The sequence below is a fragment of the Saccharothrix carnea genome (assembly GCF_003014735.1).
Taxonomy (GTDB): Bacteria; Actinomycetota; Actinomycetes; order Mycobacteriales; family Pseudonocardiaceae; genus Actinosynnema; species Actinosynnema carneum.
In genome coordinates this window covers 499,783-526,526 of the sequence record NZ_PYAX01000004.1, presented here as the reverse complement: position 1 = coordinate 526,526, position 26,744 = coordinate 499,783, and the positions used below count along the sequence as shown (strand labels likewise).

General features: G+C 72.4%; 24 protein-coding genes. 15 read left to right on the top strand and 9 right to left on the bottom strand.

Features of this window, described 5'->3' with window-relative positions:
- The first annotated feature begins 26 nt into the window (after nt 1-26).
- Genes pcaH through pcaC form a run of 5 tightly spaced genes read left to right on the top strand, consistent with a single transcriptional unit; the run spans nt 27 to nt 3,803 of the window.
- Complete coding sequence (gene pcaH / locus B0I31_RS14005; RefSeq protein ID WP_106615778.1) at nt 27-734, top strand: protocatechuate 3,4-dioxygenase subunit beta; 708 nt, start codon at nt 27-29, stop codon at nt 732-734.
- A complete protein-coding gene (locus B0I31_RS14000; RefSeq protein WP_106615777.1) occupies nt 727-1,344 on the top strand; it encodes a protocatechuate 3,4-dioxygenase subunit alpha in 618 nt (205 codons plus the stop codon). The genes pcaH and B0I31_RS14000 overlap by 8 nt, the downstream gene beginning before the upstream one ends.
- Nucleotides 1,319-2,692, top strand: a complete 1,374-nt coding sequence (gene pcaB / locus B0I31_RS13995) for a 3-carboxy-cis,cis-muconate cycloisomerase (protein ID WP_181320158.1) — start codon at nt 1,319-1,321, stop codon at nt 2,690-2,692. Before B0I31_RS14000 ends, pcaB begins: the two co-directional genes overlap by 26 nt.
- Nucleotides 2,689-3,438, top strand: coding sequence for a 3-oxoadipate enol-lactonase (pcaD, locus tag B0I31_RS13990; protein ID WP_106615776.1), 750 nt, complete (start codon nt 2,689-2,691; stop codon nt 3,436-3,438). Before pcaB ends, pcaD begins: the two co-directional genes overlap by 4 nt.
- Entirely contained in the window at nt 3,435-3,803 is a 369-nt protein-coding gene (gene pcaC, locus B0I31_RS13985) for a 4-carboxymuconolactone decarboxylase (RefSeq protein ID WP_281262295.1), read from the top strand. The genes pcaD and pcaC overlap by 4 nt, the downstream gene beginning before the upstream one ends.
- Nucleotide 3,804: 1 nt before the next feature.
- Here the strand turns inward: pcaC and B0I31_RS13980 are convergent, their stop codons facing one another.
- Nucleotides 3,805-5,007: a helix-turn-helix domain-containing protein gene (locus B0I31_RS13980; protein WP_106615775.1), complete on the bottom strand. Its 1,203-nt coding sequence runs from the start codon at nt 5,005-5,007 to the stop codon at nt 3,805-3,807.
- A gap of 206 nt (nt 5,008-5,213) precedes the next feature.
- Between B0I31_RS13980 and B0I31_RS13975 the strand changes: the two genes are divergently transcribed.
- The gene (locus B0I31_RS13975; RefSeq protein WP_106615774.1) at nt 5,214-5,519 is read left to right on the top strand and encodes a hypothetical protein; all 306 of its coding nucleotides are present in this window, start codon (nt 5,214-5,216) and stop codon (nt 5,517-5,519) included.
- A gap of 54 nt (nt 5,520-5,573) precedes the next feature.
- On the opposite strand, the gene B0I31_RS13970 is transcribed toward B0I31_RS13975, so the two are convergent.
- The 8 genes from B0I31_RS13970 to B0I31_RS13935 all read right to left on the bottom strand — a co-directional run bounded on the left by B0I31_RS13970 (nt 5,574) and on the right by B0I31_RS13935 (nt 12,145).
- On the bottom strand, nt 5,574-6,272 hold the full coding sequence (locus tag B0I31_RS13970; RefSeq protein WP_106615773.1) for a DUF3618 domain-containing protein: 699 nt from the start codon (nt 6,270-6,272) through the stop codon (nt 5,574-5,576).
- Nucleotides 6,248-6,733 (bottom strand): phage holin family protein, encoded by a 486-nt coding sequence (locus B0I31_RS13965; RefSeq protein ID WP_245949879.1) that lies wholly within the window; start codon nt 6,731-6,733, stop codon nt 6,248-6,250. Before B0I31_RS13965 ends, B0I31_RS13970 begins: the two co-directional genes overlap by 25 nt.
- Complete coding sequence (locus B0I31_RS13960; RefSeq protein ID WP_106615771.1) at nt 6,720-7,406, bottom strand: hypothetical protein; 687 nt, start codon at nt 7,404-7,406, stop codon at nt 6,720-6,722. The genes B0I31_RS13965 and B0I31_RS13960 overlap by 14 nt, the downstream gene beginning before the upstream one ends.
- Before the next feature lie 190 nt (nt 7,407-7,596).
- Entirely contained in the window at nt 7,597-7,971 is a 375-nt protein-coding gene (locus tag B0I31_RS13955; RefSeq protein WP_181320157.1) for an SSI family serine proteinase inhibitor, read from the bottom strand.
- Nucleotides 7,972-8,095: 124 nt separating this feature from the next.
- The gene (locus B0I31_RS13950; protein WP_106615769.1) at nt 8,096-8,824 is read right to left on the bottom strand and encodes an SDR family NAD(P)-dependent oxidoreductase; all 729 of its coding nucleotides are present in this window, start codon (nt 8,822-8,824) and stop codon (nt 8,096-8,098) included.
- Nucleotides 8,825-8,876: 52 nt separating this feature from the next.
- Nucleotides 8,877-10,499, bottom strand: coding sequence for a vWA domain-containing protein (locus tag B0I31_RS13945; RefSeq protein WP_245949878.1), 1,623 nt, complete (start codon nt 10,497-10,499; stop codon nt 8,877-8,879).
- On the bottom strand, nt 10,496-11,557 hold the full coding sequence (locus tag B0I31_RS13940; protein ID WP_106615768.1) for an AAA family ATPase: 1,062 nt from the start codon (nt 11,555-11,557) through the stop codon (nt 10,496-10,498). Before B0I31_RS13940 ends, B0I31_RS13945 begins: the two co-directional genes overlap by 4 nt.
- A 48-nt stretch (nt 11,558-11,605) precedes the next feature.
- Complete coding sequence (locus B0I31_RS13935) at nt 11,606-12,145, bottom strand: MOSC domain-containing protein (RefSeq protein ID WP_181320156.1); 540 nt, start codon at nt 12,143-12,145, stop codon at nt 11,606-11,608.
- A gap of 85 nt (nt 12,146-12,230) precedes the next feature.
- Here B0I31_RS13935 and B0I31_RS13930 point away from each other — a divergent pair, with 85 nt between their 5' ends.
- The 9 genes from B0I31_RS13930 to B0I31_RS13890 all read left to right on the top strand — a co-directional run bounded on the left by B0I31_RS13930 (nt 12,231) and on the right by B0I31_RS13890 (nt 26,744).
- On the top strand, nt 12,231-12,467 hold the full coding sequence (locus B0I31_RS13930; RefSeq protein ID WP_106615767.1) for a hypothetical protein: 237 nt from the start codon (nt 12,231-12,233) through the stop codon (nt 12,465-12,467).
- A 177-nt stretch (nt 12,468-12,644) separates the two neighbouring features.
- A complete protein-coding gene (locus B0I31_RS13925) occupies nt 12,645-13,631 on the top strand; it encodes a LacI family DNA-binding transcriptional regulator (RefSeq protein ID WP_106615766.1) in 987 nt (328 codons plus the stop codon).
- 254 nt (nt 13,632-13,885) lie between these two features.
- Nucleotides 13,886-14,548 (top strand): helix-turn-helix domain-containing protein, encoded by a 663-nt coding sequence (locus B0I31_RS40615; protein WP_219910700.1) that lies wholly within the window; start codon nt 13,886-13,888, stop codon nt 14,546-14,548.
- A 146-nt stretch (nt 14,549-14,694) separates the two neighbouring features.
- Nucleotides 14,695-21,720, top strand: coding sequence for an amino acid adenylation domain-containing protein (locus B0I31_RS13915; protein ID WP_106615765.1), 7,026 nt, complete (start codon nt 14,695-14,697; stop codon nt 21,718-21,720).
- The gene (locus B0I31_RS13910; RefSeq protein WP_245949877.1) at nt 21,717-22,877 is read left to right on the top strand and encodes an FAD-dependent oxidoreductase; all 1,161 of its coding nucleotides are present in this window, start codon (nt 21,717-21,719) and stop codon (nt 22,875-22,877) included. Before B0I31_RS13915 ends, B0I31_RS13910 begins: the two co-directional genes overlap by 4 nt.
- Complete coding sequence (locus tag B0I31_RS13905) at nt 22,877-24,190, top strand: phthiocerol/phthiodiolone dimycocerosyl transferase family protein (protein WP_219910698.1); 1,314 nt, start codon at nt 22,877-22,879, stop codon at nt 24,188-24,190. Before B0I31_RS13910 ends, B0I31_RS13905 begins: the two co-directional genes overlap by 1 nt.
- A gap of 10 nt (nt 24,191-24,200) precedes the next feature.
- Nucleotides 24,201-25,115: an SDR family oxidoreductase gene (locus B0I31_RS13900; protein ID WP_245949876.1), complete on the top strand. Its 915-nt coding sequence runs from the start codon at nt 24,201-24,203 to the stop codon at nt 25,113-25,115.
- A complete protein-coding gene (locus tag B0I31_RS13895) occupies nt 25,102-26,325 on the top strand; it encodes a cytochrome P450 family protein (RefSeq protein ID WP_106615762.1) in 1,224 nt (407 codons plus the stop codon). The genes B0I31_RS13900 and B0I31_RS13895 overlap by 14 nt, the downstream gene beginning before the upstream one ends.
- The gene (locus B0I31_RS13890; RefSeq protein ID WP_106615761.1) at nt 26,322-26,744 is read left to right on the top strand and encodes a nuclear transport factor 2 family protein; all 423 of its coding nucleotides are present in this window, start codon (nt 26,322-26,324) and stop codon (nt 26,742-26,744) included. Before B0I31_RS13895 ends, B0I31_RS13890 begins: the two co-directional genes overlap by 4 nt.

Here is a 26,744-nt window from a genome sequence, read left to right as displayed (position 1 = left end):
CGGCACGACGAACAGGAGAAACCTCGGTGCCGACCTACCGTTCCGACACGCCGTCGCACCCGCCCGTGAGCTTCCCCGAGTACCGGTCCAACGTGCTGCGGGCGCCGCACCGGCCGTTCGTGCTGCTGCCGCAGCGCCTGGGCGAGATCACCGGGCCGCTGCTCGGCGAGGGCCGCGTCGGTCCGCACGACAACGACCTGACCCTCGGCCACGACGGCGAGCCGCAGGGCCAGCGGATCATCGTCTCCGGGCGCGTGCTCGACGGCGACGGTCGTCCGGTCGCGGGCACCCTGCTGGAGGTGTGGCAGGCCAACGCGGGCGGCCGGTACCGGCACGACGCCGACCGCCACCCCGCGCCGCTGGACCCCCACTTCACCGGCGTGGGCCGCACGATCACCGACGCCGAGGGCCGCTACTCGTTCACCACGATCCACCCCGGCGCGTACCCGTGGCGCAACCACGACAACGCCTGGCGGCCCGCGCACATCCACTTCTCGCTGTTCGGCACCGCGTTCACCCAGCGGTTGATCACCCAGATGTACTTCCCGGGCGACCCGCTGTTCGACCAGGACCCGATCTTCAACTCGGTCCGCGACCCGAAGGCCCGCGCGGCGATGGTGGCCCGGTTCGACCTGGGCACGACCGTGCCCGAGTGGGCGCTGGGCTACCGGTGGGACATCGTGCTGCGGGGCAAGAACCCCACGCCGCTGGAAGAGGAGGACGACGATGAGTGAACTCCAGACGACGCCGTCGCAAACAGTCGGTCCGTTCTTCTCGTTCGGGCTGGTGTGGGAGGACGGGCCGTTCGTGGTGCCCGAGGGCACGCCCGGCGCGTTCCGGATCGGCGGCACGGTGTACGACGGCGCGGGCGTGCCGGTGCCGGACGCGGTGGTCGAGACGTGGCAGGCCGACCCGGACGGCCGGTTCGACCACCCCGACGACCCGCGCGGCGCGGTGCGGTGGAAGGATTTCCGCGGCTTCGGCCGCAGCGCCACGGACCCCGGGGGCCGGTACTCGCTGCTGACCGTCAAGCCCGGTCCGCTGCCCGCGGTCGGGGGCCGTTCAGCGGGGAACGGCGGCGGGAACAGCGGGAACAGCGACGGGAACAGCGGGAACGGCACGGAGGCACCCCACCTGAACGTGTCGGTGTTCTGCCGGGGCATGCTGGTGCGACTGGTCACCCGGATCTACTTCCCCGACGAGGAGGCCAACACCGAGGACCCGGTGCTCACCTCGATCGACCCGGCCAGGCGGGCCACGCTCATCGCCCGGAGCGAGCCGCCGGGCTACCGCTTCGACATCCACCTGCAAGGGGAGCATGAAACCGTCTTCTTCGACCTCTGAGCACGGCGGCCGGTCCGGCGCGCCGCGCTCGCTGTGGGGCACGCTGTTCACCGACCCGGACGTGGACGACGAGACCTGCGACCGGGCGTGGCTGCGGGCCATGCTGGACTTCGAGCGCGCCCTGGCGATCGTGCAGGCGAGGGCGGGCCTGGTGTCCGAGGAGGCCGCCCGGATGGTGGTGACGGCCATCGACGTCGGCAACTACGACCCGGTCGTCCTCGGCGAGAGCGCGCTCACCTCGGGCACACCGGTCGTGCCGCTGGTCCGGGCGATCGGCGCGCACGTCACCGCCGAGGGACGCGCGGCCGTGCACAACGGCGCCACCAGCCAGGACGTGATGGACACCGCGTTGTCGCTGGTCGCATTCCGCGCGCTCGGGCCGATCATGGCGGGGCTGCGCGGCGTGGCCGCCGAGTGCGAACGGCTCGCCCAGCGGCACCGGGACACGCTGATCGCCGGCCGCACGCTGACCCAGCACGCGCTGCCGACGACGTTCGGGCTCAAGTGCGCAGGCTGGCTGGTCGCGGTGGACGAGGCCGAGGACGCGCTGACCCGCGTGCGCACGCAACGGCTGGCGGTGCAGTTCGGCGGCGCGGCGGGCACGCAGGCAGCGGTGCGCTCGGGCGTCGACCTGACCGGGCAGCTGGCCGCCCAGCTCGGCCTGGTCGCGCCGCTGATCCCGTGGCACACGAACCGCACGCGGGTGGCCGAGCTGGCGAGCGCGCTCGGCGAGGCGTCCGGGGTGCTGGCCAAGATCGCGCAGGACGTGGTGCTGCTCGCGCAGACCGAGGTCGCCGAGGTGGCCGAGGGCGACGGCGGCACGTCGTCGGCGATGCCGCACAAGCACAACCCGGTGCGCGCGGTGCTGGTGACCGCGGGCACCCGCCGCGTGCCGGGGCTGGTGGCCACGGTGCTGTCGGCGATGGCGCAGGAGCACGAACGCGCGGCGGGCGGGTGGCACAGCGAGTGGCAGACCGTCACCGAGCTGCTGCGGCTGGTGGGCGGTGCCGTGCGCGGTACCCGTGAGCTGCTGTCGCGACTGCGCGTCGACCCCGAGCGGATGCGGCGCAACCTGGACCTGACCGGTGGGCTGTTGATGGCCGAGAACGTGGCCGTGCGGCTGGCGAGGAGGATCGGCCGGGCCGAGGCGCAGGACCTGGTGGCCGAGGTGTGCCGGACCGCGGTGGCGGCCGGGCAGCCGCTGCGCGCGGCGCTGCTGGCCGACCTGCGGATCGGGTTGTCGGAGAAGGAGATAGACGATGCGCTCGACCCGGCCGGGTACACCGGCAGCGCGGGCGAGTTCACCGACCGCGCCCTCGCGGCGCACCGGGGGAGGGGCCGGCCGTGAAGCCGCACTACGAGTTGAGCGGGCCGCCGGACGCGCCGGTCGTCGTGCTGGGCAACTCGCTCGGCACCACGACCGCGTTGTGGGACCGGCAGTTGCCCGTGCTGCACCGGCGGTTCCGGGTGTTGCGCTACGACCACCGGGGTCACGGCGGCAGTGCCGCGGTTCCCGGCCCGTACCGGATCGACGACCTCGCCGACGACGTGCTGGAGCTGCTGGACGCGTTGGGCCTGGCCCGCGTGTCGTACTGCGGTGTGTCGATGGGCGGGATGGTCGGCATGTGGCTCGCCGGGCACGCGCCCGAGCGGATCGAGCGGCTGGTGCTGTGCTGCACGTCGGCCGGGTTCCCGACCGCGCAGCCGTGGCTGGACCGCGCCGCGGCCGTGCGGTCGACCGGCACCGGTTCCCTCGGGTCCACCGCGGTCGGCCGCTGGTTCACCCCGGCGTTCCGCTCGCGGTCGCCCGAGGTGGTGGCCGCGTTCGAGGCGGGTCTGTCCTCAGTGGACGATGAGGGGTACGCCGGGTGCTGCGAGGCGTTGGCGGCGATGGACCTGCGGTCCGTGCTGCCGGTGATCGAGGCCCCGACGGCGGTCATCGCGGGCACGTCCGACGAGGCCACGCCGCCGGAGTGCGGTCGGTTGATCGCCGCCGGGATCCCCGGCGCGTCGTTCCACCTCGTGCCGGGGGCGCACCTGGCGAACGTGGAGGCGGCCGACGAGGTGTCGGCGATCCTGGAGGCGCACCTGTGAGCTCTTCCTTCGAGGACGGCATGCGCGTGCGGCGGGAGGTGCTCGGTGACGAGCACGTCGACCGCGCGGTGGCGGACACCGACGCGTTCACCGCCGACTTCCAGGACTTCATCACCCGTTACGCGTGGGGCGAGGTGTGGACCAGGCCCGGCCTCGACCGGCGGGTGAGGTCCTGCGTCACGCTGGCGATGCTGGCCGCTCTCGGGCAGGAGCACGAGTTGGCGATGCACGTGCGCGCCGCCCTGCGCAACGGCGTGACGGCCGACGAGATCAAGGAAGTGCTGCTGCAGGTGGGAATCTACGCGGGCCTACCCGCCGCGAACCGCGCTTTCGCCGTGGCCCGACCGATCCTGGCCTCGGACTGACCTACCGCTTCGCCATCTCCTCGTACGCCTCCCGCAAGTCCACGGCTTCGGGCAGGCCACCGGCTTCGACGGCGTGGACGACTTCGGCCGCCCGCCACCGGTTGGACGGCACCACGCGACCGGACGTGATGGCGCGCATGGTGTGGCCGCACGCCTCATCCAGCCGGCCGTCGACCAGCAGCGCCAGTGAGAGGTCGATGTTCGCCGAGGCCACCCGACGCGGCCACGTGGCCGGATCGTCTCCGCCGCCGAGCCTGCGGATGATCTCGCGCGCATACCCCTCGGCCGCCGGGTCACCGATCCACGCCAGCGTCGTCGCCGTGTACGCCACGGCTTTGTCGGGGTCGTAGCGGTAGTGGTGCTCGGGGCGATCCGGCCTGGTCAAGCCTCCGGCAAGCCGCTGCACCTCCTGGATCGCCGCGTATGCCTCACGCCGCTGGCCCAGGCGTGCCAAGGCCCGACCTTCCTGGGCTGCCGCCTGGATCGCGGCCGAGCCACCGGCGGGCGCGATGGCTTTGGCCGTGCGTGACAGCTCCAACGCCTCGGCGTGGTGGCCGTCCGTCAGCTTGCGCCACGCCTCCGTCTCGTGGACCCAGGCCCGGATCTCGTCGTGACCGGTGTGCGCGGCCAGGCTTTCGGCGGTCTTGAGCCGCGCTTTCGCCGCCGTCGCCTGGTTGAGGTCGATGTGCACCGTGGCCCCGAGCAACGACAACCACCCGCCGACGACAAGCAGCCGCTGGTGTTCCGCGAGCGTCTTGCGCGCGTCGAGCAGCCGGGCGACGTACCCCAGGTGTCGGCGAATCCGGCCGAGCAGTGCGGCGGGCGGCGTCTGCGGGTACGCGATCGCCATCTCGTCGACGGCCGCTTCCAGCCGCTCCAACGTTTCCCAGCCGACGTCGCTCGCGTTGATCCGGCGCACGAGTTCGAGCGCGTCTTCCTCGTCGTCGTGGGCGGTCGAGGGCGCGGCCCAAGGCTGAACGACTGCGGTCGGTGCGGCGACGGGGGACAGTAGTTCGTCCAGCTCGTCCCCGCTGATCTTGAGCAGGCGGGCCAGCTTCGGCCGCTGGTAGGGCAGGGGTTCACGTGCCCCCGTTTCCCAACGGGCAACGGTCGAGCGGTCGACGTTCATGGCTTCGGCGAACGACTCCTGGGTGAAACCGGCCGCCTTCCGGGCGCGGGTGAAACCGGTTCGCCGTACTGCCATCGAGTGACCTCCTGGCGTTGACCCGCTGACTGTCATCGCTGGTCAAGCGTACCGCTGCCACAGACCGGCCACGCCGGGGAACGTCCTGGCGCTGTCGCACGGGCCACCGTGATCCCACTCTTGATCAAGACAGAACACCGTCCGCGACAAGCCGAGTGGAAGGAACAACTGTGCCGAGCGACAAGGTAGGAGAACTTGGAGGGTGTGTGAACGAGTCGACGGACGTGGGCCAGGACGACGTGTTCGCCATGTTGCTGCGAGAAGTGGCCGAAGAGGACGCGCCGCGGAGGTTGGCCGTGGTCGAGGAGTGCGGCGAGGGTGAGCTCCGTGCCGCTGGCTACGGGTTGGCATTCGCCGATCGGGTCGAGGTCGACTCGGTGGAGGGCGGGTTCCGCTTGAGCTCCGAGAGTGCCGAGAGCGCGAGGGTGTTGTTCGAGATCAGTTCGCGGTCGGCTGGGGTCCGGCAGGTGCACCTGGTGTGGCTGGACGATGCCACCTCGCGGCAAGGCTGAGAACGCACGCCGGCGGCGCCGAGCCCGTCAGGGTCGGCGCCGCCGGCGTGTCGGTTACTGGTTGCGGACTTCGGATTTCACCTGTTGGCTGGATTCGCGGGCGTGTTGGCCCAGTTCCTGGGCGGAGCCCTTGGCCTGTTCCACGGTGGTCTGCTTGGCCTCCTGGGCGACCTGCTTGACCTGCTCCGCGGCCTCGCCCACGGCGGTGCTCGCGTCGTCCTTCAGCTTCTGCGCGGACTCGGTGAGGGCCTCCTTCACCGGTTCGATGGCGCCGCTCGCGCGTTCGCTGAGCTGCCGCACGGCGTCCTGCTCGGCCCTGGTCGCCGGAATCAGGGTGGCGACCAGCGCACCCGCGCCGAACGCGATCAGGCCCGCCGCCAACGGGTTGCCGCGGGCCTGTTGTCGAGCCTGCTCAGGCGCTTGCTGAACGGCGTGCGCGGCCTCCAGCGCCTTCTCGCCGACCACCGACGCGGTCTGCTGGGCCTTGTCGCTGACCGTGGCAGCGGCGCCCTGCGCCTTCTCGCCCACGGTGGACGCCATGCCCGCCGTGCGGTCCTGCACGGTCGAGGCGGTCTCCGGAACCGTGCCCATGACTCGCTCCTTCAACGTGCTCATCCGGTGACGGACCCGGTCAACCCGGCGTTGTGCGATGTTGCGCGGCCTGGTGTGGTCGACGATCCGGTTGGCGTCCGCCACCAGTTCCGCGCGTGTCCGGTCGATGTCGTGCCTTATTTGGTCGGGTGACGGGCCCATTCCGCGTCCTCCTTCAACGTCTCGATGGTGCGCTCCGGCTTGGGGTTCACCTTGCGCAGCCGTGACCGGCCGGCGGAGAACAGGGCGAAGCCGGCGATGCCCCACAGCACGGCGACGACGAGCGTCGCCCAACCCAGGCCCATGAACGTGGCCAGCGCGAATGCCAGCGCCAGGCTCAGCAGGACCGCGGTCATGTACCCGGCGAACCCGGCCGCGCCCAGCATCCCGGCCGCCTTGCCGGCCTTGGACGCCTCCTCGCGGATCTCGGCCTTGGCCAACTCCAGCTCCTGGCGCATCAGCCGCGACAGGTCCTCGGTCAGCTCACCGACGAGCTGACCCAGCGAGGCCTGGTCGTCGGCCGGCACGGCACCGCCCGACACGCCACCGCCCGGCACGGCTCCGGTCGGCACCCGGCTCTCCGGCACGTGCGCCCCCGTCATCCGGGCCTCAGCGCTGGACATACGGCGCTCCCTCCGACTGGTACGGGGTGCGCGGCGACGGTGTCGGGTGCTGTGACGGGGCCTGCGGTGCCACCGTGCCGTACGCGGGCTGCGCCATCGGCGTGGGCGACGGGGTCGGCACCGCGGACGGCGTGGTCACCGGCGTCGTCGGCGTCTGGTCGGTGTAGCCGCGCTGCGGCTGGGCCTGGCGCGGCTGGTCGGACCCGCTCATGCTCTTCGCGGCACGGGCGACCAGGAAACCGGCCACCGCAGCGCCGATCAGGAACGTCCCCGGCTTGCGCCGGGCGAAGTCCTGCGCCGAGTCGAGCAGCCCGCGCGCACCGCGTTCGTCGAGGTAGCGCGCCGCCTGCCGACCGGCGTCGGAGACCTGGCGCAACGCGCCCGCGGTCAGCGAGTCGGGGCCCGAGCCATCGGCCATCGTGCCCAGCTCGTCGGCGATCCGGTCGATCTGCCGCGACACCTTCCGCGCCTGCTCCTCGGCCTCGGACGCGACCCGTTCACGCATGTCGTGCACCACGTGCTTGGCCTGGCCCGTCGCCTCGTGGGCCACCTGTCCGACCTGCTCACGTGCGGTCGAACGCACCTCTCCGGCGGCCTGCATGGCGTGCTGCGCCACGGCGGTGCCCTCCTGTCCGGCGGTCTCGCGGACCGCACCCACCTGGTTCTCGTCCACGACGGACTCCTCACGGTCGAGTGCTCTCGCCTACCGAGCTACCCCCGTGGCGGACGGTTAACCTCCTTCGCAACAACAACCATCTCCGTGCACGGCCGTGGTACGCGTGTCGCCGCCGAATGGTGGGAAATGCGCGACGACCCCGCGACCGGGGATCGGCCGCGGGGTCGTCGGTTGTGGTGGGAAACGGTCAGAACGAGAAAACGGCGCCGGTCTCCTGCTCCATCACGCACCGGTTCGGGAATTCCTGGACGTAGCGCACGGGCTCACCGCGCCAGGAGCCGAACGCGATCGCGGTCACCGGTCGGTAGTCGAACGTGCACACCTGCGGCTCGGTGCCGGGCAACTGCGTGAAGTCACCGTCGGCCGCCTCGATCTCGCCGCACGCCAGCTGCGCCGCCCGGTGGTCTCCCGCGGCCGGATCGCAGGTCAGCCGGGTGGTCTGGACCCCGGTTTCCTCCTGGTGGACCGCCAGCACGAGATCGGTCTCCGGCGGCGCGGCGGACGCCGTGCCGGCGGCGATCAGCGGAGCGGCCAACAGGCCTGATGCGAACAAGGACGCCATGAGGGTTCGTGTTCGTCGCATGGCACCGGGGTGACCTGATCGGGCGGTCGCTATTCGGCCGATTTCCCATCTCACCGGGATGTCGTAATCTGTGAATTAACGTTTCCACCAGGGTCGGAATTGCTCACCAAGTGGGTCGCGCGGAGATGCCGCCGTCCACCACCAGGTCGTTTCCGGTGATCCACGAGGCCATCGGCGAGGCGAGGAAAACGCAGGCGTCACCAACGTCCTCGGGTCGACCGAGCCGCCCCAGCGGAGCGGCCGCCGTCCACCGGGCGACCCCTTCGGGCCAGTCGTCGGCCAACCCGGGCCGGTCGACGAGGCCGGGTGAGACGGTGTTGACCCGGAGGCCACGCGGCCCGTACTCCAGCGCGGCCGACCGCGCGTGCATGATCAGGGCTGCCTTGGACGCGCTGTAGTGCGCGTGGCCGGCGGCCGGGTGCGTGCCCTCGATCGAGGCGATGTGGGTGACCGACCCACCGGCCGGCAGCACGTCGGCCGCGGCCTGGGTGCAGGAGAACGCGCTGGTGAGGTTGACGTCCACCACCTCGCGCCACTGCGCGGCCGTCATGCCGGCCAGGCCCTGGACCGGCTGCACGCCCGCGTTGTTCACCACGGCGTCCAACCGCCCGGTCCACTCGGCCGCGTCCTCGACCAGCCGGTGGCACTCGTCCTCGTCGGAGAGGTCGGCGCGCAACGCGATCGCCCGGCCACCGCCCGCCGTGATGGCGGCGACCAGGTCCGTCACGTCGGTGTGTCGACTGTGGACGGCCACGGCGGCACCTGCCTGGGCGAACCTCGTCGCGATCCCGCGCCCGACGAGCCCACCGGCACCGGTGACCAGAGCGACCATGCCTGCGAGGAGTGCTGTCACAGGCGCGGAGAGTAGCGCTCTGACGAGCCGGTCAGCTCATCCGGAACACGGGTCCGCGGGGCCGGAACGGCAGGCGCGCGCCTTTCGGGACCAGGAACGCGTGTTCGCGGCGCACCCGGACGTAATCGCACTGCCCATCGGTGATGACCAGGATCGGGCCGTCGCCGGGGAAGTCGTCGGCACGCTCCAGCAGGTCGACGCCCGGCTGCAGGACCGTGCCGCCCCGGCCGCGCACGCGCACCCGGCCGGCGATCTGCTCCACCCGCACGTACCCCGCGTCGTAGGCCACCGCGTCGCAGAACACCACCCGTGCCGCCGGGACGTCCCGGGACAGGGCGTACGACGCGATGGCGCCCAACGCCTTGCCGAGCAGCTGGGGATCCATCGAACCCGAGGTGTCCAGCACCACGCCGAACGTCGCCCGCCGCTCGACCTCCTCCGGCCGCACCCACCCCGGGCGCGGGATGTGCGGGGTGGCGGACTGGCGGCGTGACGCGCGGGCGTACGTGCGACGGCGTTCGACCGCCGGCACGTGCTCCTCGAACCACCGCGCCAGCCGGGCGTCCCAGTCCAACGGCGGCTGCTCCAGCGCGCGGATCTCCTCCACCAGCCCCGCGGGCAGCAGGCCGCGCTCGGTGGTGTGGTAGCTCAGGCCGGTCAGCAGGGCACGGCGGTAGAACCCGTCCAGGTCCGCGGTGTGCCGCGGGCCGCGGGCGGGATCGCCGAGCAGGTCCGAGCCGCGACCGCGCAACGTGGCGAGCTTGCGGTAGCGGCGCAGGTCGGTGGTGATCCGGTCGTAGACGGACTCCACCGACAGCCCGGCCAGGTCGGGGTCGTGCAGGACGCCGTCCGGTGCGACGCCCACGCCCATCTCCACCAGCCAGCCGTTGACCACGAAGTCCGCGGCGACGTTCCACAGGTACGGGTCGCGGCCGTCCGCGCGGTCGGCGTGGCGCAGCGCGGCGTGCAGCATCTCGTGCGCCAGCACGAACCGCCACTCCGCCGACGTCAGGCGCACGAGTGGGTTGACGTAGATCTCGCCCAGCGACGCGTCGACCGCGGCGGTGGAGATGTCCCAGCCCCGCGCCAGGTCCGCGTCCGCGACCACCTTCATGCCCGACGCCAACGCGCCCAGCAGCGGGTAGGACGCCACGAACCAGTTCAAGGCCAGGTCCCACACCGAACGCGTCGGCCGCCGGTCCGCGAGGTGTCGGCGCGCGCCACCGGCCACGTCCACCGCCGCCACGGCCGCGCCGGACAGGCCCGCGGCGAACAGGTCCATCCATTGTGGAGTGTTCGGTCCGGGCGGCGTCACGTCGAGACAGCCGAGTTCGTCCCACGAGTCGGGCCGCCTGCCGACCTTGACCGCGGCCTGGAACTCCACCACCTCCCGGCACCCGACCACGGCGAAACCCAGGTGCAGCAGGCAGTGCGCGAACACCCACGCCCACTCGTCGGGCTCGGCGACGCGGGTCCGGTGCGCCCGCAGCCGGCCGGAGGTCTCGACCGAGGCCCACGGCCGGTCGCCGGTGCGCAGCGGGGAGGTCCGGTTGGCCATCGGGGCGAACAGCGGGTGCTCCCGGACGAGCTGCCACGCGTCCGCGAAAGCCTGTGCGCCGGGGTCGACGCGGGTCCGCTTCCCCTGGGACGTCACGCGCGTGCCGCGACCAGGCGCGGGAGGTCACGGGTCACCTCGACCAGGAACCACGCGGGCAGCACCGAGTTGCCGTGCTCGTCGGCGGCGATCACCACCTGCGCGATCTCCAGCGACAGCTCGGCCAGCTCCACGAGCAGCGCCTTGCCCCGGTGCGCCAACACCTTGCCCGCGGCGGGCGCGTGCGCCTTGTCGGCGGGCAGCTCCTTCACCAGCCGCGCCCGGAACGCCTCGGCCAGGAAGTACAGCAGGTCCCGGTCCTCCGGCGCGTGCGGCCACCGGGCGTCACCGCGCAGCACCGCATCCAGGCCGTACGCGTGCCGCACGGTCTTGACGTACGCCTTGAACATCGACGCGTGCGACGACGTGAGCGTGCCGAACGCCAGCACGGCCAGCACGTCGTCGGTGACGTCGTCGCCGTACGAGTGCAGCGCGTCGGACAGCATGTGCCAGCCGCGCGGCGTGGAGAACGGCTCCTCCACCTTCGGCGGCGCGCTCCACAGGTGATCGGGCCGCTGGGTCAGGTAGTCCAGCACCCACCGGTGGATGCCGGCGCCCGCAGCCCACGCCAGCCAGTCCTTCGGCGACGCCGTCAGGTGGACGTGCACCATGCGGTTCACCAGCGCGGAGGCCATCGGGCGGGCCAGGGCGTTGTCGGTGGCGCGGTTGCCCGCGCCGATCACCACCGAGCCCTCGGGCAGCTCGTAGGTGCCGATGCGGCGGTCCAGGATCAGCGAGTAGAACGCCTTCTGCACCTCGGGGGAGGAGGCGTTCAGCTCGTCCAGGAACAGGCAGTACGGCTCGTCGCGGGCGATCGACTCGGGCGGCGCGAACCGCGACCGGCCGTCGACGAGCTCGGGCACGCCGATCAGGTCCTCGGGCGCGAGCTGGGTGCCGAGCAGCGTCACGCACTCCAGGCCGAGGGAGTCGGCGAACTCGCGCACCAGCGACGACTTGCCGATGCCCGGCGCGCCCCACAGGAACACCGGGCGCACGACAGCGACGTGCAGCAGCACCTCGGGGAGCTGCACGGGTGTCACGGCCACAGCGCTTCGCACGCCGGAGATGATTCGGGTTCCGGCGCGCGGAGTCGACCCGTTTTCGCCCTACACCGGGACGAGCGGGGTGTGGGGTTCGGCGGGCAGCTCGACGCGGATCCCGTCGCCGGGCCGGATCTCGCCGCCCACGAGGACGATCGACATGATGCCCGCCTTGCGGACGATGTTGCCGTGCTCGTCGCGCCCGACGACCTCTTTGAGCAGACCTTCCTGGAAAGCCTCGATCTGCGGGCACGGGTTGCGCAACCCGGTCACCTCGACCACGGCCCGCGGGCCCAGGTGCAGGCGGGTCCCGGTCGGGAGCCCCAGCAGGTCGACGCCGCGCGTGGTGACGTTCTCGCCGAGTTGGCCGGGCGCGACCCGGAAACCGGAGGCGTTCAGCTCGTCGTGCAGCTCGGCGTGCATGAGGTGCACCTGGCGCAGGTTGGGCTGCGTGGGGTCGCGTTTGACGCGTGACCGGTGCTTGACCGTGACGCCCCGGTGCACGTCGCCCTCGACGCCGAGCCCGGCCAGGAGGGTGATCGAGTCCTGGTTGGGCTTGGTGAACGTGTACTCCCCGCTCCGGCTCACGGCCGCGATCGTCCCCATGGGACCGACCCTACCGAAGTAAGACTTTCGGCCGCCGCGGCGATATGAGTAGTGCACACCTTACTGGGGACGACGGTGAAAGATCATGGATGACGAGTTGAACCACCGGGCACGGGCACTGCTGCGCGCGATCGCGGCGGGGCGGGCCGAGGTGACGCGGAGCAGCGAGCCGGACCTGAAGGTCGACGGGTTGCTGTGCAGTGACCAGGTCGCGGCGCGGGAGCTGGCGCACGCGGGGTTGCTCCGTCCGGCGCAGCAGGAGACGCCCGGCGTGTGGGTGCCCGCCGAGCTGACGCCCGCGGGGCGTGCGGTGCTCGCCTGACGTCGGGTCGGGCGCGTGACGCCTGAACGGGTGCGTCCTGACCGGTGGCACCGGGCCGGGCCGGGCCTTCGGCGGTCGATCCACTCTTGACGCTGCGTGTGCGTGAGGGTTGACTGCGTGTCCGTAACCGGTTTCGGTACCGGTTCCGGGTCGCCGTCGACCGCTGAGGAGTGGACCGTGCGTGTCACGATTGCCGAAGTCGCCCAACGCGCCCAGGTGAGCAAGGCGACCGTGTCCCGGGTCCTCAACGGCAAACCCGACGTCGACGCGGCGACCGCGGCGCGGGTGCGGCAGGTGATCGCGGACGTCGGGTACGTGCCCAGTGCCCGCGCGGTGGGGCTCGCCCGTGGTCGGGCGCGGACCGTGGGGATGCTGGTGCCCTCGTTGACCTGGCCGTGGACCGGCGAGGTGGTGCAGGGCGCGGTGGACGAGCTGGAGGCCGAGGGCTACGGCCTGCTGCTCTACACGGTGAACCGGGGCGCGGAGTCGTTGGCGCAGTTCGCCAGCCACGTGTCGGCGAAGGCGTTCGACGGGCTGCTGGTGATAGAGCCACCGGACACGTTGAGCTACATCGAGACGCTGCACGACCAGGGGCTGCCGGTCGTGATGATCGACGACCGCGGCAGTCGGCCCGGGTTCCCGTCCGTGTGCACGACGAACCGCGAGGGCGCGCAGGCGGCGGCGCAGCACTTGGTGGCGGCCGGGCGCACCGGGTTCGCGGTGGTGACCGGGCCGGCGAACTTCGGGTGCGTGCGGGAGCGGTTGGACGGGTTCCTCGACGCGCTCGGCGACGCGGGGGTGCACGTGGACCCGCGCCTGGTCGTGGAAGGTGACTTCGGGACCGATCGCGGCGCCGTGGCGACGGAGAAGCTGTTGGCCACCGGGTTGCGCTTCGACGCGGTGTTCGCGCACAACGACCTGTCCGCGCTGGGCGTGATCCGGGCGTTGGGCGCGACCGGGCGCAAGGTGCCCGACGACGTCGCGGTGGTCGGGTTCGACGACATACCCATCGCCGCGCACGCGGAGTTGACGACCGTGCGCCAGCCGATGAGGGAGATGGGCGAGGCCGCCGCACGGCTGCTGCTGTCCCGGCTGGAAGGCGCGGCGCCGACGCGTGAGCCGGTGGTGCTGCCCACGACGTTCGTCGCCCGCCGTTCGGGCTGACCGTTCCCCGGATGACGCCGAACGACCGCGCCGGCCCTTAGCCCGGATGTCGGTGCCGCGCGTTCCCTATTGGTCCGTCTGGACGGGTGCACGCTCATGTGGCGGTTGGTTGACTCGAAGCCGTGTACCAGGCTCGTCACCGACCGTGACGAGCCGTGCATCGTCGCAGAACCCTGGGGGAAGTGTTCATGGCACCGCAACCGGAGTTATCGCACCCCGTTCCGCTCATCCCGACCCAAGACCACCGGGGCCACGTGCGCCTCGACGGGGACGCGCCGGTCGAGCCGTCCCACCTGGCGGCCGTCGCGGTCGACTTCACCACCTGCGCGGACGGTCCGGACCGGCACCGGCAGGTCTGCGCCGACGTGCTGGACCGCTGCACGGGTCACGTGGTGACGTCGGGCTGCGTCACCGCGCTGGTCTCCGGCACGTCGACCCGCACCGTCCGCGCCGAGCAGGAACGCCTGGTGCGCCGACTGGAGAAGCTGTTCGCCAACCTGCCCATGGGCGTCTCCCGGGTCGGCCGGGGCGCGGAGCGGGACGAGCTGGTGGCCGAGGCGCGGCGGGCCGCCACCTACGCGAGCCTGGCGCTGGCCGCCAGCCCGACGAGCGTGGACGCGCACCCGCTGGAGGAGGCGATGCTCGCCAACGGCGAGCTGAGCTCCACCATGACGGCCCTGCTCGACCCGCTGGCCGACCACCAGGAGTTCATCCACACGCTCTACCTGTACCTGGCGTTCGACCGGGACCGGCAGCGGGTGGCCCGGCACCTGACCGTGCACCCGCGCACGGTGGACTACCGGCTGCGCCGCATCGCGGCGCTGACCGGCCTGCACCCGCAGACGGTGTCCGGTGCCGGGAAGCTGCTCGCCGCGTTGATCAGCCGCACGCACCGCCGGCTCGCGCCGCAGCACTGACCTCGCGCCGGGGAATTTGTCCTCGGTGACAATTGTGCCAAGTGACAAACGTCGTCCCTGGAATCACGACAGGGACCTTGATACGGTTTCCCCGCTAGCCGGCGCGAATCACGGATCAGGTTCGGTGCAGCAACACTGGGGGCTCGGTGCGTAGTACTGCTCGTATTCGACTGTCGCCTTACCAGCGGGACATCTGGGTGGCTGGGGCTCAATTTCCGGAGCTGGACCAGTACACCGTCTTCATTTATGACCGGTACCGCGGTGACGTGGACGAGGACCGCCTGGCCCAGGCCATGGCCGAGGCCGCGCGGCGGACCGACGCATTTCGCCTTCGTTTTTCCGAAGAAGACGGGATGCCGTACCAGTGGCTCGCCGACGACGCGGAATTCACGGTCAGGCGGGTGCGGTTGGAGCGGGAATCCGAAGTCGACCGATGGCTCCGGGATGAATTTTCGACCACGTACGACCTGGCCGGTGACCGGCTGGTGGATCTGGTCCTGCTGAACGCGGGCGAGAGCGTGTACGCCTATGTCCGGACGCACCACGTCATCTGTGACGCGTGGGGCCTGCAACTGTTCTCGGCGCGGGTCCGCGCGGCGTACCTGGGGGAGGAGGTGGCCGCGCCGTCGTTCGCCGAGCTGACCGGCGCGGACACCTACGAGGGGTCCGCGCGGCACGAGGAGGACCGGGCGTTCTTCGAGCGGGCACTGGCGGGCGTGGAACCGGTGCTGTTCACCCGCCGCAGCCCGCGCGGTCGCAGGCGCACCCGGCGGTACTCGTTCCCGCTGGAGCGGTCCCTGGTCAACGCCGTCCGCGACCGCGGCGAGTCGCCGTTCGTGGTGTTCTCCGCCGCGGTCGCGCTGTACCTGGCGAAGGTGCACCAGGTCGACGAGGTGGTGCTCGGCGTGCCCGTGCTCAACCGCTCGGGCGGCGTGGCCAAGCAGACCGTGGGCCAGTTCGCGAACACGCTGCCGATGCGCGTGGACACCCGGGCCGGGCTGACCGCGGACGAGCTGCTGTCGCGGGTGCGGCAGGACACCAGGGAGCTGTTGAAGCACCAACGGCTGCCGCTGGGCGACCTGCGCGGGCCGCTGTTCGACACCACGGTCGCCTACCTGGGCAAACCGACCGCGACGCCGATGCCGGGCATCACCTACGAGACCGTGGCGCAGACCCACGCCCACGACCAGGACGCCTTGGCGATCTGGGTGTCGGAGTTCGACCGCGGCGAGGACCCGCGGGTCGACCTGGAGTGCGCCACGGACGTGTTCGACGAGGACTTCCCGATCGAGGCCGCCGCACGGCACATCCAGGCCTACTTCCGGGCGCTGGCCACGACCACCGGTGAGCCGGTCGGCGAGCTGGACCCGTTGTCGGAGCAGGAACGGCACGACCTGGTCCACGCGCGCAACGACACCGATGCGCCGTTCCCCGACGACGTGACGCTGCCCGAGCTGTTCGCCCGCCAGGTCGAGCGGACGCCGCGGCGGGTCGCGCTGGTCGAGCCGGACGGCGGCACGGTCACCTACGCCGAGCTGGCCGCCCGGGTGCACGCGGTCGCGGCGGCGTTGCGGGCGCAAGGCGTGACCCGGGACGACACGGTGGCCGTGCTGGTCGAACGCGGCCCGCACCTGCTGCCCGCGGTGCTGGGCGCGCAGCTGGCGGGCGGTGCGTACGTGCCGGTCGACCCGGCTTACCCGGCCGAGCGGATCAGGCTGCTGCTGGAGGACAGCGGGGCGAAGGTGGCCCTGCTGGGCGACGCCGCGGAGCCGGCCGGCGTCACGGCCCTGCGGGTGGGCGAGCTGCCACCGGCGGGGGTGCTGGAGCCGCGGGCCGCGCCGGGAGACCTGGCCTACGTGATCTACACGTCCGGGTCGACCGGACGTCCCAAGGGCGTGATGGTGGAGCACCGGTCGGTGGTGAACCGGCTGTGGTGGATGCAGCGCCGGTACCCCATCGGCGAGCACGACGTGCTGCTGCAGAAGACACCGGTGTCGTTCGACGTGTCGGTGTGGGAGCTGTTCTGGTGGGGTTTCACCGGCGCCCGCCTGTCGCTGCTGCCGCCCGGCGCGGAGAAGGACCCGGGGGAGGTGCTCCGCGCGGTCGAGCGCGACGGCGTCACGGTGATCCACTTCGTGCCGTCGATGTTCGCGCCGCTGCTGGAGCTGCTGGAGGAGGACCCGGACGCCCGGCGTGCGGCGTCGTCGCTGCGGCTGGTGTTCTGCAGCGGCGAGGCGTTGCCGCCGTCCCAGGTCGCCCGGTTCAACCGGGTGTTCGGCGACCGGGCCCGGCTGGTCAACCTGTACGGCCCGACCGAGGCCGCGGTCGACGTGTCGGCCTACGACTGCCCGCCCGGCACGCCGACCCGCGTCCCGATCGGCAAGCCCATCGACAACATCAAGCTGCACGTGCTGGACCGCGCGGGCAGGCCGCAGCCCGCGGGCGCGCCCGGCGAGCTGTACATCGGCGGTGTCGGCGTGGCGCGCGGCTACCTGAACCGGCCGGAGCTGACCGCGCAGCGGTTCGTCCACGACCACCTGACCGGCGAGGGCCGCCTGTACCGCACGGGTGACCGGGCGCGGTGGCTGGCCGATGGCACGCTGGAGTACCTGGGCCGGGTGGACGACCAGGTGAAGATCCGCGGCAACCGGGTCGAGCCGGGCGAGGTCCGCGACCACGTGGCCGCGTTGCCGGGTGTGCGCGAGGCCACGGTGGTCGACCGGCACTCCGACGCCCTGGGCACGCACCTGGTCGCCTACTACGTGGCGGACGACGAGCTGGACCCGACCGGGCTGCGGGCACGGCTGGCGACGGCGGTGCCGGAGCACCTGATCCCGGCGTTCTTCGTGCGGATCGACGCGATCCCCCTGTCGCCCAACGGGAAGCTGGACCGCAAGCGGCTGCCGGAGGTCGTCGCCGCGCCGGGGGACGGCAGGCCGCGCACCGCCGTCGAGGCGGAGCTGGCCGCGGTGTGGGCCGACGTGCTCGGCGTGCCCGAGGTCGGCGTCCACGACAACTACTTCGCGCTGGGCGGCGACTCGATCGTCCTGCTGCGGCTGCGGGCCCGCGCCGAGCGCCGCGGCCTGCGGTTCGAGCCGGCCGACCTGATGCGCCACCCCACCGTCGCCGAGCTGGCCGGCCAGCTGTCGGCAGCGGTCGCGCCGGAGGCCGGGTTGGCGCCGTTCGAGCTGGTGTCCGAAGTGGACCGCCCGAGGCTTTCGGGTCTCGCGGACGCGTTCCCGGTCAACCGGCTCAGCCTGGGCCTGCTGTTCCACTCCAGCAGGCACCCGGACTCCTCGGTCTACCACGACGTGTTCCGCTACCGGTTCGCCGTGGCGTGGGACGAGCGGGCGTGGCGGCGGGCGTTCGACACCGTCCTGGCCCGGCACCCCGCGCTGCGGTCGTCGTTCGACCTGGCGGGCTTCTCCGAGCCGCTGCAACTGGTGCACGAGCACGTGACCGGCGGGCTGGAGGTCGTGGACCTGCGCGGGCGCACCGACGCGGAGGACGTGATCTCCCGGCACGTCGAGCAGCGCCGCTTCCACCGCTACGAGCTCGACCGGGCGCCGCTGCACCTGTTCACCGCGTTCGTCCGGGACGACGCGCTGGACCTGGTGCTCAGCTTCCACCACGCGATCCTCGACGGCTGGAGCGTGGCCAACGTCATCGTCGAGCTGATGACGCTCTACCGGGGCGAGCCCGCGCCGCCCGCCGCGCCGTCACCGGCCTGGCAGGTGCGCGAGGAACGCCGTGCGCTGACCTCGCCCGAAACCGCGCGCTACTGGGCGGACCTGCTCGACGGCGCGGCCATGACGGCGCTGGACGGGTTCCGGGCGCACGAGCCGGTCGAGGAGCCGCGGTTCGCGTCCCACCGGGTGGACCTGCCCGCGGACCTGCTGGCCCAAGTCCGCGCCACCGCGGCCGAGCACTCCCTGCCGGTCAAGTCGCTGGTGCTGGCCGCGCACTGCCTCACCCTGCACCTGTTCTCCCGCGCCGACACCGTGGTCACGGGCGTCGTCGCGCACGGCAGGCCGGACCTGCCGGAGGCCGACCGGATGGTGGGCCTGTTCCTCAACACCGTCCCGGTCCGCACGGACCTCGACGGCCGCAGCAGGCTCGACGTGGCCCGCGAGCTGTTCCGGCAGGAGCGGGACGGGCACGAGCACCGGCGCTACCCGCTCAGCGCGATCCAGCAGGCGCACGGCGGCGTGCTGCAGACCGCGTTCAACTACGTGGACCTGCACGTGCTGGAACCGCTGCGGGAGCTGGCCGACCTGCGGGTGTGGGAGGAGACGAACTTCTCGCTGTTCGTCAACGTCATCGCCGACCCGGTCGGTGACGGCACGTTCCTGCGGGTCGACACGGACGGCCGCACGGTCACCCGGGACCAGGCGGCCCTGATCGCCGAGACCTACGTCGGCGTGCTGCGCGAGCTGGTGGCCGACCCGCACGGCTCCGGCTTCGCGTTCCTGGCGCCGCGCCGGGACGTCGTGCCGCACCCCGAGCCGCTGGTCGACGTGGTGACCCGGTTCGCGCGGCAGGCCCGGGCCACGCCGGACGCCCTCGCCGTCACGTTCGGCGACGAGCACGCGTGGACCTACCGCGAGCTGGACCGGGTGTCCCGGTCGGTGGCGACCCGGTTGCTGCGCGGCGGCGCGGAACCCGGTGCGACCATCGGCGTGGCGCTCAACCGGTCGCCGGAGATGATCGCGGTGGTCTGGGGCGTGCTGCGGGCCGGGCTGGTCTGCGTGCCGCTGGACGTGAGCTACCCGGCGCACCGGCTGGCGCTGATCCTGGACACCGCCCGGCCGCACCGGGTGATCGCGCACCCCGAGCACGCGCACGTGGCGCAGGACGACGGGATCGTCATCCCGGTCGCTGACGTCACGGCCGAGAGCGGTGCCGGCGACGATCCGGCGAAGCACGTCGAGCTGCCCACGCCCGACCTGGACGACCTGGCGCTGCTGCTGTTCACCTCCGGGTCGACCGGCCGTCCCAAGGGCGTCGAGCTGACCCACCGGATGTGGGCCGGGTACACGCAGTGGCAGCTGCGCGTGCCCAGCGGCGAACCGGGCCTGCGCACGCTCCAGTTCGCGCCGCTGAGCTTCGACATGTCGTTCCAGGAGATCTTCTCCACCCACTGCGGCGGCGGTGAGCTGCGGCTGGTGACGGACGAGACGCGGCTCGACCCGCTCGCGCTGCTGCGGTTGCTGGACCGGTACGAGGTGCAGCGGGTGCTGCTGCCCGCGGTGGCGTTCCAGCGGCTGGCGGAGGCGTCCAACGCGGTGGGGGTGCGGCCTCGCGCGTTGCGCGTGGTCGTGTCGTCCGGCGAGCAGATGCGGATCACCGAGGAGGTGCGCGCGTTCGCCGCGGCGGTGCCGGGCGTGATGCTGGAGAACCAGTACGGCCCGACCGAGACCCACCAGGTCACCTACCACACGCTCACCGGCGACCCGGCCCGCTTCCCCGACCTGCCGCCGATCGGCAGGCCGCTGGACGGTGTCGAGGTGCAGGTGCTGGACCCGGACCTGGAACCGGTGCCGGTCGGCGTGACCGGGGAGGTCTTCCTCGGCGGCGACTGCCTGGCCCGCGGCTACCACCGGGCGCCCGACCTGACCCGGGAGCGGTTCCTGCCGCACCCGTGGCGTGACGGCGCCAGGCTCTACCGCACCGGCGACCTCGGCCGGTCGCTGCCCGACGGCACGGTGATCTGGCTCGGCCGGGCGGACACGCAGGTGAAGGTCCGCGGCTTCCGGATCGAGCCCGCCGAGGTGGAGCTGGCGATCATGCGCCAAGCCGGACGGCACCCCGGCCTGCGCGGTGTGGCGGTGGTGGCCCGCAGGCGGCCGGACGGTGACGCGTTCCTGGCCGCGTTCCTCACCGGCGAGGTCGACGGCGTCGACCTGGCGGACCTGGCGGGCTCGTTGCGGGCCGAGCTGCCCGAGTACATGGTGCCGTCGCACTTCGGGTGGCTGGACGCGTTCCCGTTGACGCCCAGCGGCAAGCGTGACGACGCGGCGCTGCGCGAGATCCCGTTGGCGCGCAACGACTCCGCTGAACGCGTGCCGCCGCGCGACGAGTACGAGCGCAACCTGGCCGAGGTCTTCACCGAGCTGCTCGACGTGTCCGACATCGGCGTGCACGACGACTTCTTCACCCACGGCGGCACGTCGTTGACCGCCATGCGGCTCGTCGTCACGATCGAGAAGCGGTACGGCGTCGGCGTGCCGCTGGCCGCGCTGGTCGAGACGCCGACCGTGGCGGGCCTGGCCGAGCGGCTGCGGGTGAAGTCGGCGGTGGCGGAGTTCGACCCGCTGGTGCCGATCCGCCGGGACGGCGACCGGCCGCCGCTGTTCCTGGTGCACCCGCTGGGCGGGCACGTGCTGTGCTACCTGCCCATCGCCCGCCACCTGCCGCCGGACCAGCCGGTCTACGCGCTCCAGGCCGCGGGCAGCGACCAGGGCAGCACACCGGCGCGGTCCATCGAGGAGATGGCCGCCTCCTACCTGGCCGCGATCCGGCGCGTGCGGCCGGAAGGACCGTACGTGCTGGGCGGGTGGTCGTTCGGCGGGTTCGTGGCCTACGAGATCGCCCGCGTGCTGCGCGCCGAGGACCCCGACGCGGTGTCGGAGCTGGTGCTGCTCGACTCGATCACCATGCGCCGCGACCACGACGTGACGGTCGGCGACGACGCGCTGATGGAGTTCTTCTACTGGGAACTGGTGTGGTTCGAGCGCAGCCTGGACGCGGTCGAGCCGTTGCCGGCGGAGTTCTCCGAGGACGAGAAGCTGGACCGCGTCCTGGACCGCGCGATGGGTGCCGGGGTGCTGCCCTGGGGCACGTCACGCGCCACCGTGAAGCGGCTGTACGAGCTGTTCCGGGCCAACTGGCGGGCGTTGCTGGACTACCGGCCGCCGGTGACCGACCTGGACGTGACGCTGCTGAAGGCGGACGGGCCGCTGCCGGACTCGCTCAAGCCGATGCACCACGCGGCGGGCACGCTGCACGACGACCCGGCCAACGGCTGGCAGCACTGGACCACGGGCCGCCTGGACGTCGTGGACGTGCCCGGCGACCACCTGGTGCTGATGGAGGAGCCGCACGTCGCGGGCGTCGCCGACGCCATCACCACGCTGCTGAGCCCGAACCGGGCCGAGGGGACCGCACCGTGAGCAACCGCAAGAAGATCGTCATCGTCGGCGCGGGCATGGGCGGTCTCACAGCCGCCGCCGCGCTCGGCCGGGCCGGGTTCGAGGTCGAGGTGTACGAGCGGGCCAGGGAGCTGCGCCCGGTCGGCTCGGCGCTGTCGCTGATGAGCAACGCGCTCACCGCGCTGGTCGAGGTCGGCGTCACGCCCGAGTTCACCGGCCGGTCGCTGGTGTTCGAGTCGCTGCGCTTCCTGACCAAGCGCGGCCGTCCGATCAGGACGATCCACTTCGGCGAGCTGGCCCGCCGGATCGGGCAGCCGAACCTGGCCATCCACCGCGCGAGCCTGCAGCAGGCGCTGCTGGAGCAGGCGTCGGACGCGAAGTTCGAGTTCGGCGCGACCGCCACCGGCTACACCCACGTCGGCGACGGCGTGGTCGTCTCGTTCGAGGACGGCCGCGAGGTGCGCGCCGACGTGCTGATCGGCGCGGACGGCTTCAACTCCGCCATCCGCCGCACGATCGCCGGGCCCGAGCGACCGCTGGACTACGACTACGTGGTCTGGCGCGCGACGCCCAAGTTCAGCCACCCCAAGGTCACGCACGCCTACGCCGCCCACTACTGGGGCCGCGGCCAGCGGTTCGGCCTGGTCGACATCGGCGGCGGCGACGTCTACTGGTGGGGCACCAAGAACATGCCCGCCGAGCAGGCGGCGGACTGGCAGGGGGGCAAGGCGGGCGTGCAGAGCCTGTACGCCGGGTGGGCCGACGAGGTGCAGCAGGTCATCGCCGCCACCCCGGAGGACGGCATCACCAGCCTTCCCGCGCAGGACCGGCCGTTCCTGGAGCAGTGGGGCGACGGCCCGGTGACGCTGCTCGGCGACGCGGCGCACCCGATGTTGACCAGCCTCGGCCAGGGCGCGGCCATCGCGATCGAGGACGGCGCGGTGCTCGCGCACTGCCTCAAGACCATCGACGACCCGCAGGCCGCGTTGCGCACCTACGAGGACCGGCGGCGCGACCGGGCGCGGGGCATGGTGCTGGCCTCGCGCGGGCTCAGCCGCACCGAGCAGTTGCAGAACCCGTTCCAGACCTTCGCCCGCGGCCTGTACTTCCGGTTCGTCTCCGAGAAGACGCTCGACCGGCAGAACGAGCAGGCCTTGATCTTCCCCGGAGTCGAGTGATGGCCACGCCGATCCGCCCGCTGTCGCCGGTGGAGCGCTGGTACTGGATGTGCGACCAGCTGTCCACCCTCAACGTCATCTCCCGCACCAGGGTGCGCGGCGAGCTGTCGGCCGACGTGCTGCGCCGCGGCCTGGACGCCGTGCAGGCCAGGCACCCGTTCCTGCGCCTGGCGATCACCGACGACCACGGGCTCGACCCGCACTGGGTGCCCACCGACCGGCCGATCCCGCTGCGGCACGTCCGGCGCGAGCACGACGACCAGTGGGTCCACGAGGTCGACGAGCGCGAACTGCTCGACCGGGTGGACCCGGCCACCGGCCCGCTCGCCCGCGCCGTCGTGATCAGCGGCGACGACGACGTGCACGACCTGCTGGTCGTCGTGCCGCACATCATCGCCGACGGCACCACCGTGATCACGTTGGCGCGGCAGTGGCTGGAGCTGGCCGCCGCCGACGAGCCGGTGGAGTCCTACCGCGAACTGCCGCCGCCCGACGCCCTGCGGCCCGCCCGGCACACCGGCGAGGAAGGCGCGGCACGGCTGGCCGAGCAGACCGCCCGGGACGAGGAGCTGATGGCGCGCACGAAGCCCGGTCGGGTCGAGCCGACCACCCGCGTGCCGCTGGACCAGCGCCGATCGCGCCTGCTGCACCGGGAGCTGACCGGAGAGCAACTGGACGCGGTGGCCCGTGCGGCCCGCGTGCACGGCACCACCGTGCACGGCGCCATCACGGCCGCGTTGGTCCGGGCCGCCGCGGCGGACGCGGGCGGCACGCACGAGCACTTCGCCGTGGGCTCGCCGATCGACTTCCGCGGCGAGCTGGAACCACCCGTGCGGCCCGACGAGGTCGGCACCTACGTGGCCACCGTCCCGTCCGTGGTCGACCCGGCGCTGCCGTTCTGGGACCTCGCCCGCGCCATCACCGAGGACCTCACCGAGCGCAAGGGCAAGGGCGACCACTTCAACCTGGTCACGATGGTGGTCGGGGCGTGCCCGCCGTCGTTGGCCGAAGCACGGCCGTTCATGGAGTTCATGGAGGCCGAGGGCCCGATCAACCTGTGCTCGTCCAACATCGGCCGGTACGCCTTCCCGGACCGGATCGGGCCGTGGCAGGTGTCCGACGCCCAGTTCCTCACCGGCATCTCGGTCAACGGCTACTTCGTGGCCACGATCAACTCCAGCCACGGCCGGCTGTTCTGGAACTTCACCTACATCGCCGACGCCGTGCCGGACGACCGCGCGCGGCGGCTGGCGGACGACTCGCTGGACACCCTGCTGTCGGAGATCACCCAGAGTTCGCCCGCGGGCGCGTGAGGAGTACATGGTGTTCACCGCCAAGACGTTGCCGACCGCCGGCAGGACCGTGCTGATCACCGGCGCGTCCACCGGCCTGGGCCGGGAAACCGCGCTGCACCTGGCCGAGCGGGGCTTCCGGGTCCTCGGCGCGGTGCGCAAGACCGAGGACGGCGACCGGCTGGTGGCCGACTGCCCGTCCGGTCGGGCCGAGTACGTCGTGCTGGACGTGACCGACGAGGCCTCGATCGCCGCCGCGGCCCGCGAGGTGGCCGGGAAGGTCGGCGACGGCCGCTTGTGGGGCCTGGTGAACAACGCGGGGATCTGCATCTCCGCGCCGCTGGAGGTCGTGTCCGCGGACCTGCTGCGCCGCCAGCTCGAGGTCAACGTGGTCGGCCAGCTCGCGGTCACGCAGGCGTTCCTGCCGCTGCTGCGCGCCGCCCGCGGCCGGCTGGTCAACGTGACCTCCGGGCTGGGCACCGTCGCGATCCCGTACCTGGGGCCGTACTCGGCGGCGCAGTTCGCCAAGGAGGGCATGAGCGACGCCCTGCGCCGCGAGCTGGCGCCGATGGGCGTGTCGGTGTCCGTGGTCAGCCCCGGCGCGATCTGGACCCCGATCTGGGCCAAGATCGCCCAGGACGGCCAGGACGCGCTGTCCGCCGCGCCCGCCGCCGTCGCCGACCTCTACCGCGCGACGTTCCTGCGGTTCCTGCACTTCAACGAGCAGAGCGCGAAGGCCAGCAAGACCAAGCCCGCCGAGGTGGCCGCCGCCATCCAGAACGCGCTCACCTCCGTGAAGCCCAAGACCCGCTACCGCATCGGCACGGACGTCCGGCGCGGCGCGTTCCTGGCGCGCGTGCTGCCCGACACCAAGGTCGACTCGATGTTCCGCCAGATCGTCACCCCGCTGCCGACCGACCAGGAGGCGCACCGTGTCGGGTCCTGAACTCCGCCTCGGCGAAGAGCTGATCTCGCCGCTGCACCCGCTCTACGACGGCCTCCAGGTCGACGGCGCGCCCCGGCCCGCCCACCTCGCGCCCGACCACCCGGTGTGGGTGGTCACCCGGTACGCCGACGCGAAGAAGGTGCTCTCGCACCCCGGCGTGCGGCGTGACGCGAAGCAGGCGGCCGAGCTGTACGCGCGGCGCACGGGGGAGCAGCGGCCCGCCATCGGCGCCTCCCTGACCGCGCACATGCTCAACGCCGACCCGCCCGACCACACCCGGCTGCGCGCCCTGGTCGGCCGTGCGTTCACCAGCCGCCGCGTCGAGCTGCTGCGCCCGCACATCGAGCAGGTGACCGACGAGCTGCTCGACGCCATGGCGGCACGCGAGCAGGCCGACCTCATGGGCGACTTCGCCGTGCCGCTGACCATCGGCGTGATCTGCGAGCTGCTGGGCGTGCCACTCGCCGAACGCGACCACGTGCGCTCGGCGTGGGAGCGGCAGGCCGAGCTGTTGTCGCCGGAGGCGGCCGAGGCGTTGGCCGAGGAGCAAGCGGACTACCTGCGAGGCCTGCTGGAGGCCAAGCGCCGCGACCCCGCCGACGACGTGTTCAGCGCACTCGTGCAGGCGGCGGACGAGGACGGGCTCTCCGCGACCGAACTGGTGGCCATGGCGCACCTGCTGCTCATGGCCGGGTTCGAGACGACCATGAACATGATCGGCAACGCGGTCGTCACGCTGCTCGTCCACCCCGAGCAGGCCGCGTCCCTGCGGGAGAACCCGGACCTGCTGCCCAACGCGCTGGAGGAGCTGGTCCGCTACGACAGCGCGGTCCGCGCGTCGATGCTCCGGTTCACCGTCGAGGACGTCGACCTCGGCGACGTGACCATCCCGGCGGGGGAGTACGTGCTGGTCTCCAACCTCACCGCCAACCACGACCCCGAGCGGTTCGCCGACCCGGACCGGCTCGACCTGACCCGCAAGGCCGACGGGCACCTCGGCTACGGCCACGGCGTGCACTACTGCGTCGGCGCGCCGCTGGCCCGGCTCGAAGCGCGGGTGGCGATCGGCAAGCTGCTCGCCCGCTTCCCGGACCTGCGCCTGGCCGTGCCGCACGGCGAGCTGGTCTGGCTGCCGATCACGTTCCTGCGCGCGCTGATCAGCGTGCCCGTCATCCCCCAGCCCGTGCTCACCGGAAGGACGTCCGCATGAACGCCCAGGAGATCCTGACCCGCAGCCTGGAGTTGCTGGAGAACGGCGACGCCCGCGGCTGGTGCGACCTGTTCCACCCCGAGGGCGTGCTGGAGTTCCCCTACGCCCCGCCCGGCTGGCCCAACCGGTTCGAGGGCCGCGAGGCCATCTGGCAGCACATGCAGAAGTTCCCCGAGCACCTGACCGTGAAGTTCGGCGAGGTCTCGTTCTACCCGACCGCCGACGAGAACCTGGCCATCGGCGAGTTCCACGGCGACGGCACGGCCATCCAGTCGGGCGGCAAGCTCTCCCAGGACTACATCTCCGTCCTGCACACCGACGGCGAGCACATCGTGCTGTACCGGGACTTCTGGAACCCGGTCAAGCACATGGAAGCGCTCGGTGGCGCCGAGGCCGCCGCGGCGATCGTGCGGGGCTGA

What these genes read in the sequence shown, in the direction of transcription:
- B0I31_RS13955 (WP_181320157.1), bottom strand. Translation starts at nt 7,971, where the DNA reads ATGGCGTCCTTGTTCGCATCAGGCCTGTTGGCCGCTCCGCTGATCGCC.
- B0I31_RS13890 (WP_106615761.1), top strand. Translation starts at nt 26,322, where the DNA reads ATGAACGCCCAGGAGATCCTGACCCGCAGCCTGGAGTTGCTGGAGAAC.
- B0I31_RS13965 (WP_245949879.1), bottom strand. Translation starts at nt 6,733, where the DNA reads ATGTCCAGCGCTGAGGCCCGGATGACGGGGGCGCACGTGCCGGAGAGC.
- B0I31_RS13905 (WP_219910698.1), top strand. Translation starts at nt 22,877, where the DNA reads ATGGCCACGCCGATCCGCCCGCTGTCGCCGGTGGAGCGCTGGTACTGG.
- pcaB (WP_181320158.1), top strand. Translation starts at nt 1,319, where the DNA reads ATGAAACCGTCTTCTTCGACCTCTGAGCACGGCGGCCGGTCCGGCGCG.
- B0I31_RS13930 (WP_106615767.1), top strand. Translation starts at nt 12,231, where the DNA reads ATGGATGACGAGTTGAACCACCGGGCACGGGCACTGCTGCGCGCGATC.
- B0I31_RS13950 (WP_106615769.1), bottom strand. Translation starts at nt 8,824, where the DNA reads ATGGTCGCTCTGGTCACCGGTGCCGGTGGGCTCGTCGGGCGCGGGATC.
- B0I31_RS14000 (WP_106615777.1), top strand. Translation starts at nt 727, where the DNA reads ATGAGTGAACTCCAGACGACGCCGTCGCAAACAGTCGGTCCGTTCTTC.
- B0I31_RS13970 (WP_106615773.1), bottom strand. Translation starts at nt 6,272, where the DNA reads ATGGGCCCGTCACCCGACCAAATAAGGCACGACATCGACCGGACACGC.
- B0I31_RS13935 (WP_181320156.1), bottom strand. Translation starts at nt 12,145, where the DNA reads ATGGGGACGATCGCGGCCGTGAGCCGGAGCGGGGAGTACACGTTCACC.
- B0I31_RS13980 (WP_106615775.1), bottom strand. Translation starts at nt 5,007, where the DNA reads ATGGCAGTACGGCGAACCGGTTTCACCCGCGCCCGGAAGGCGGCCGGT.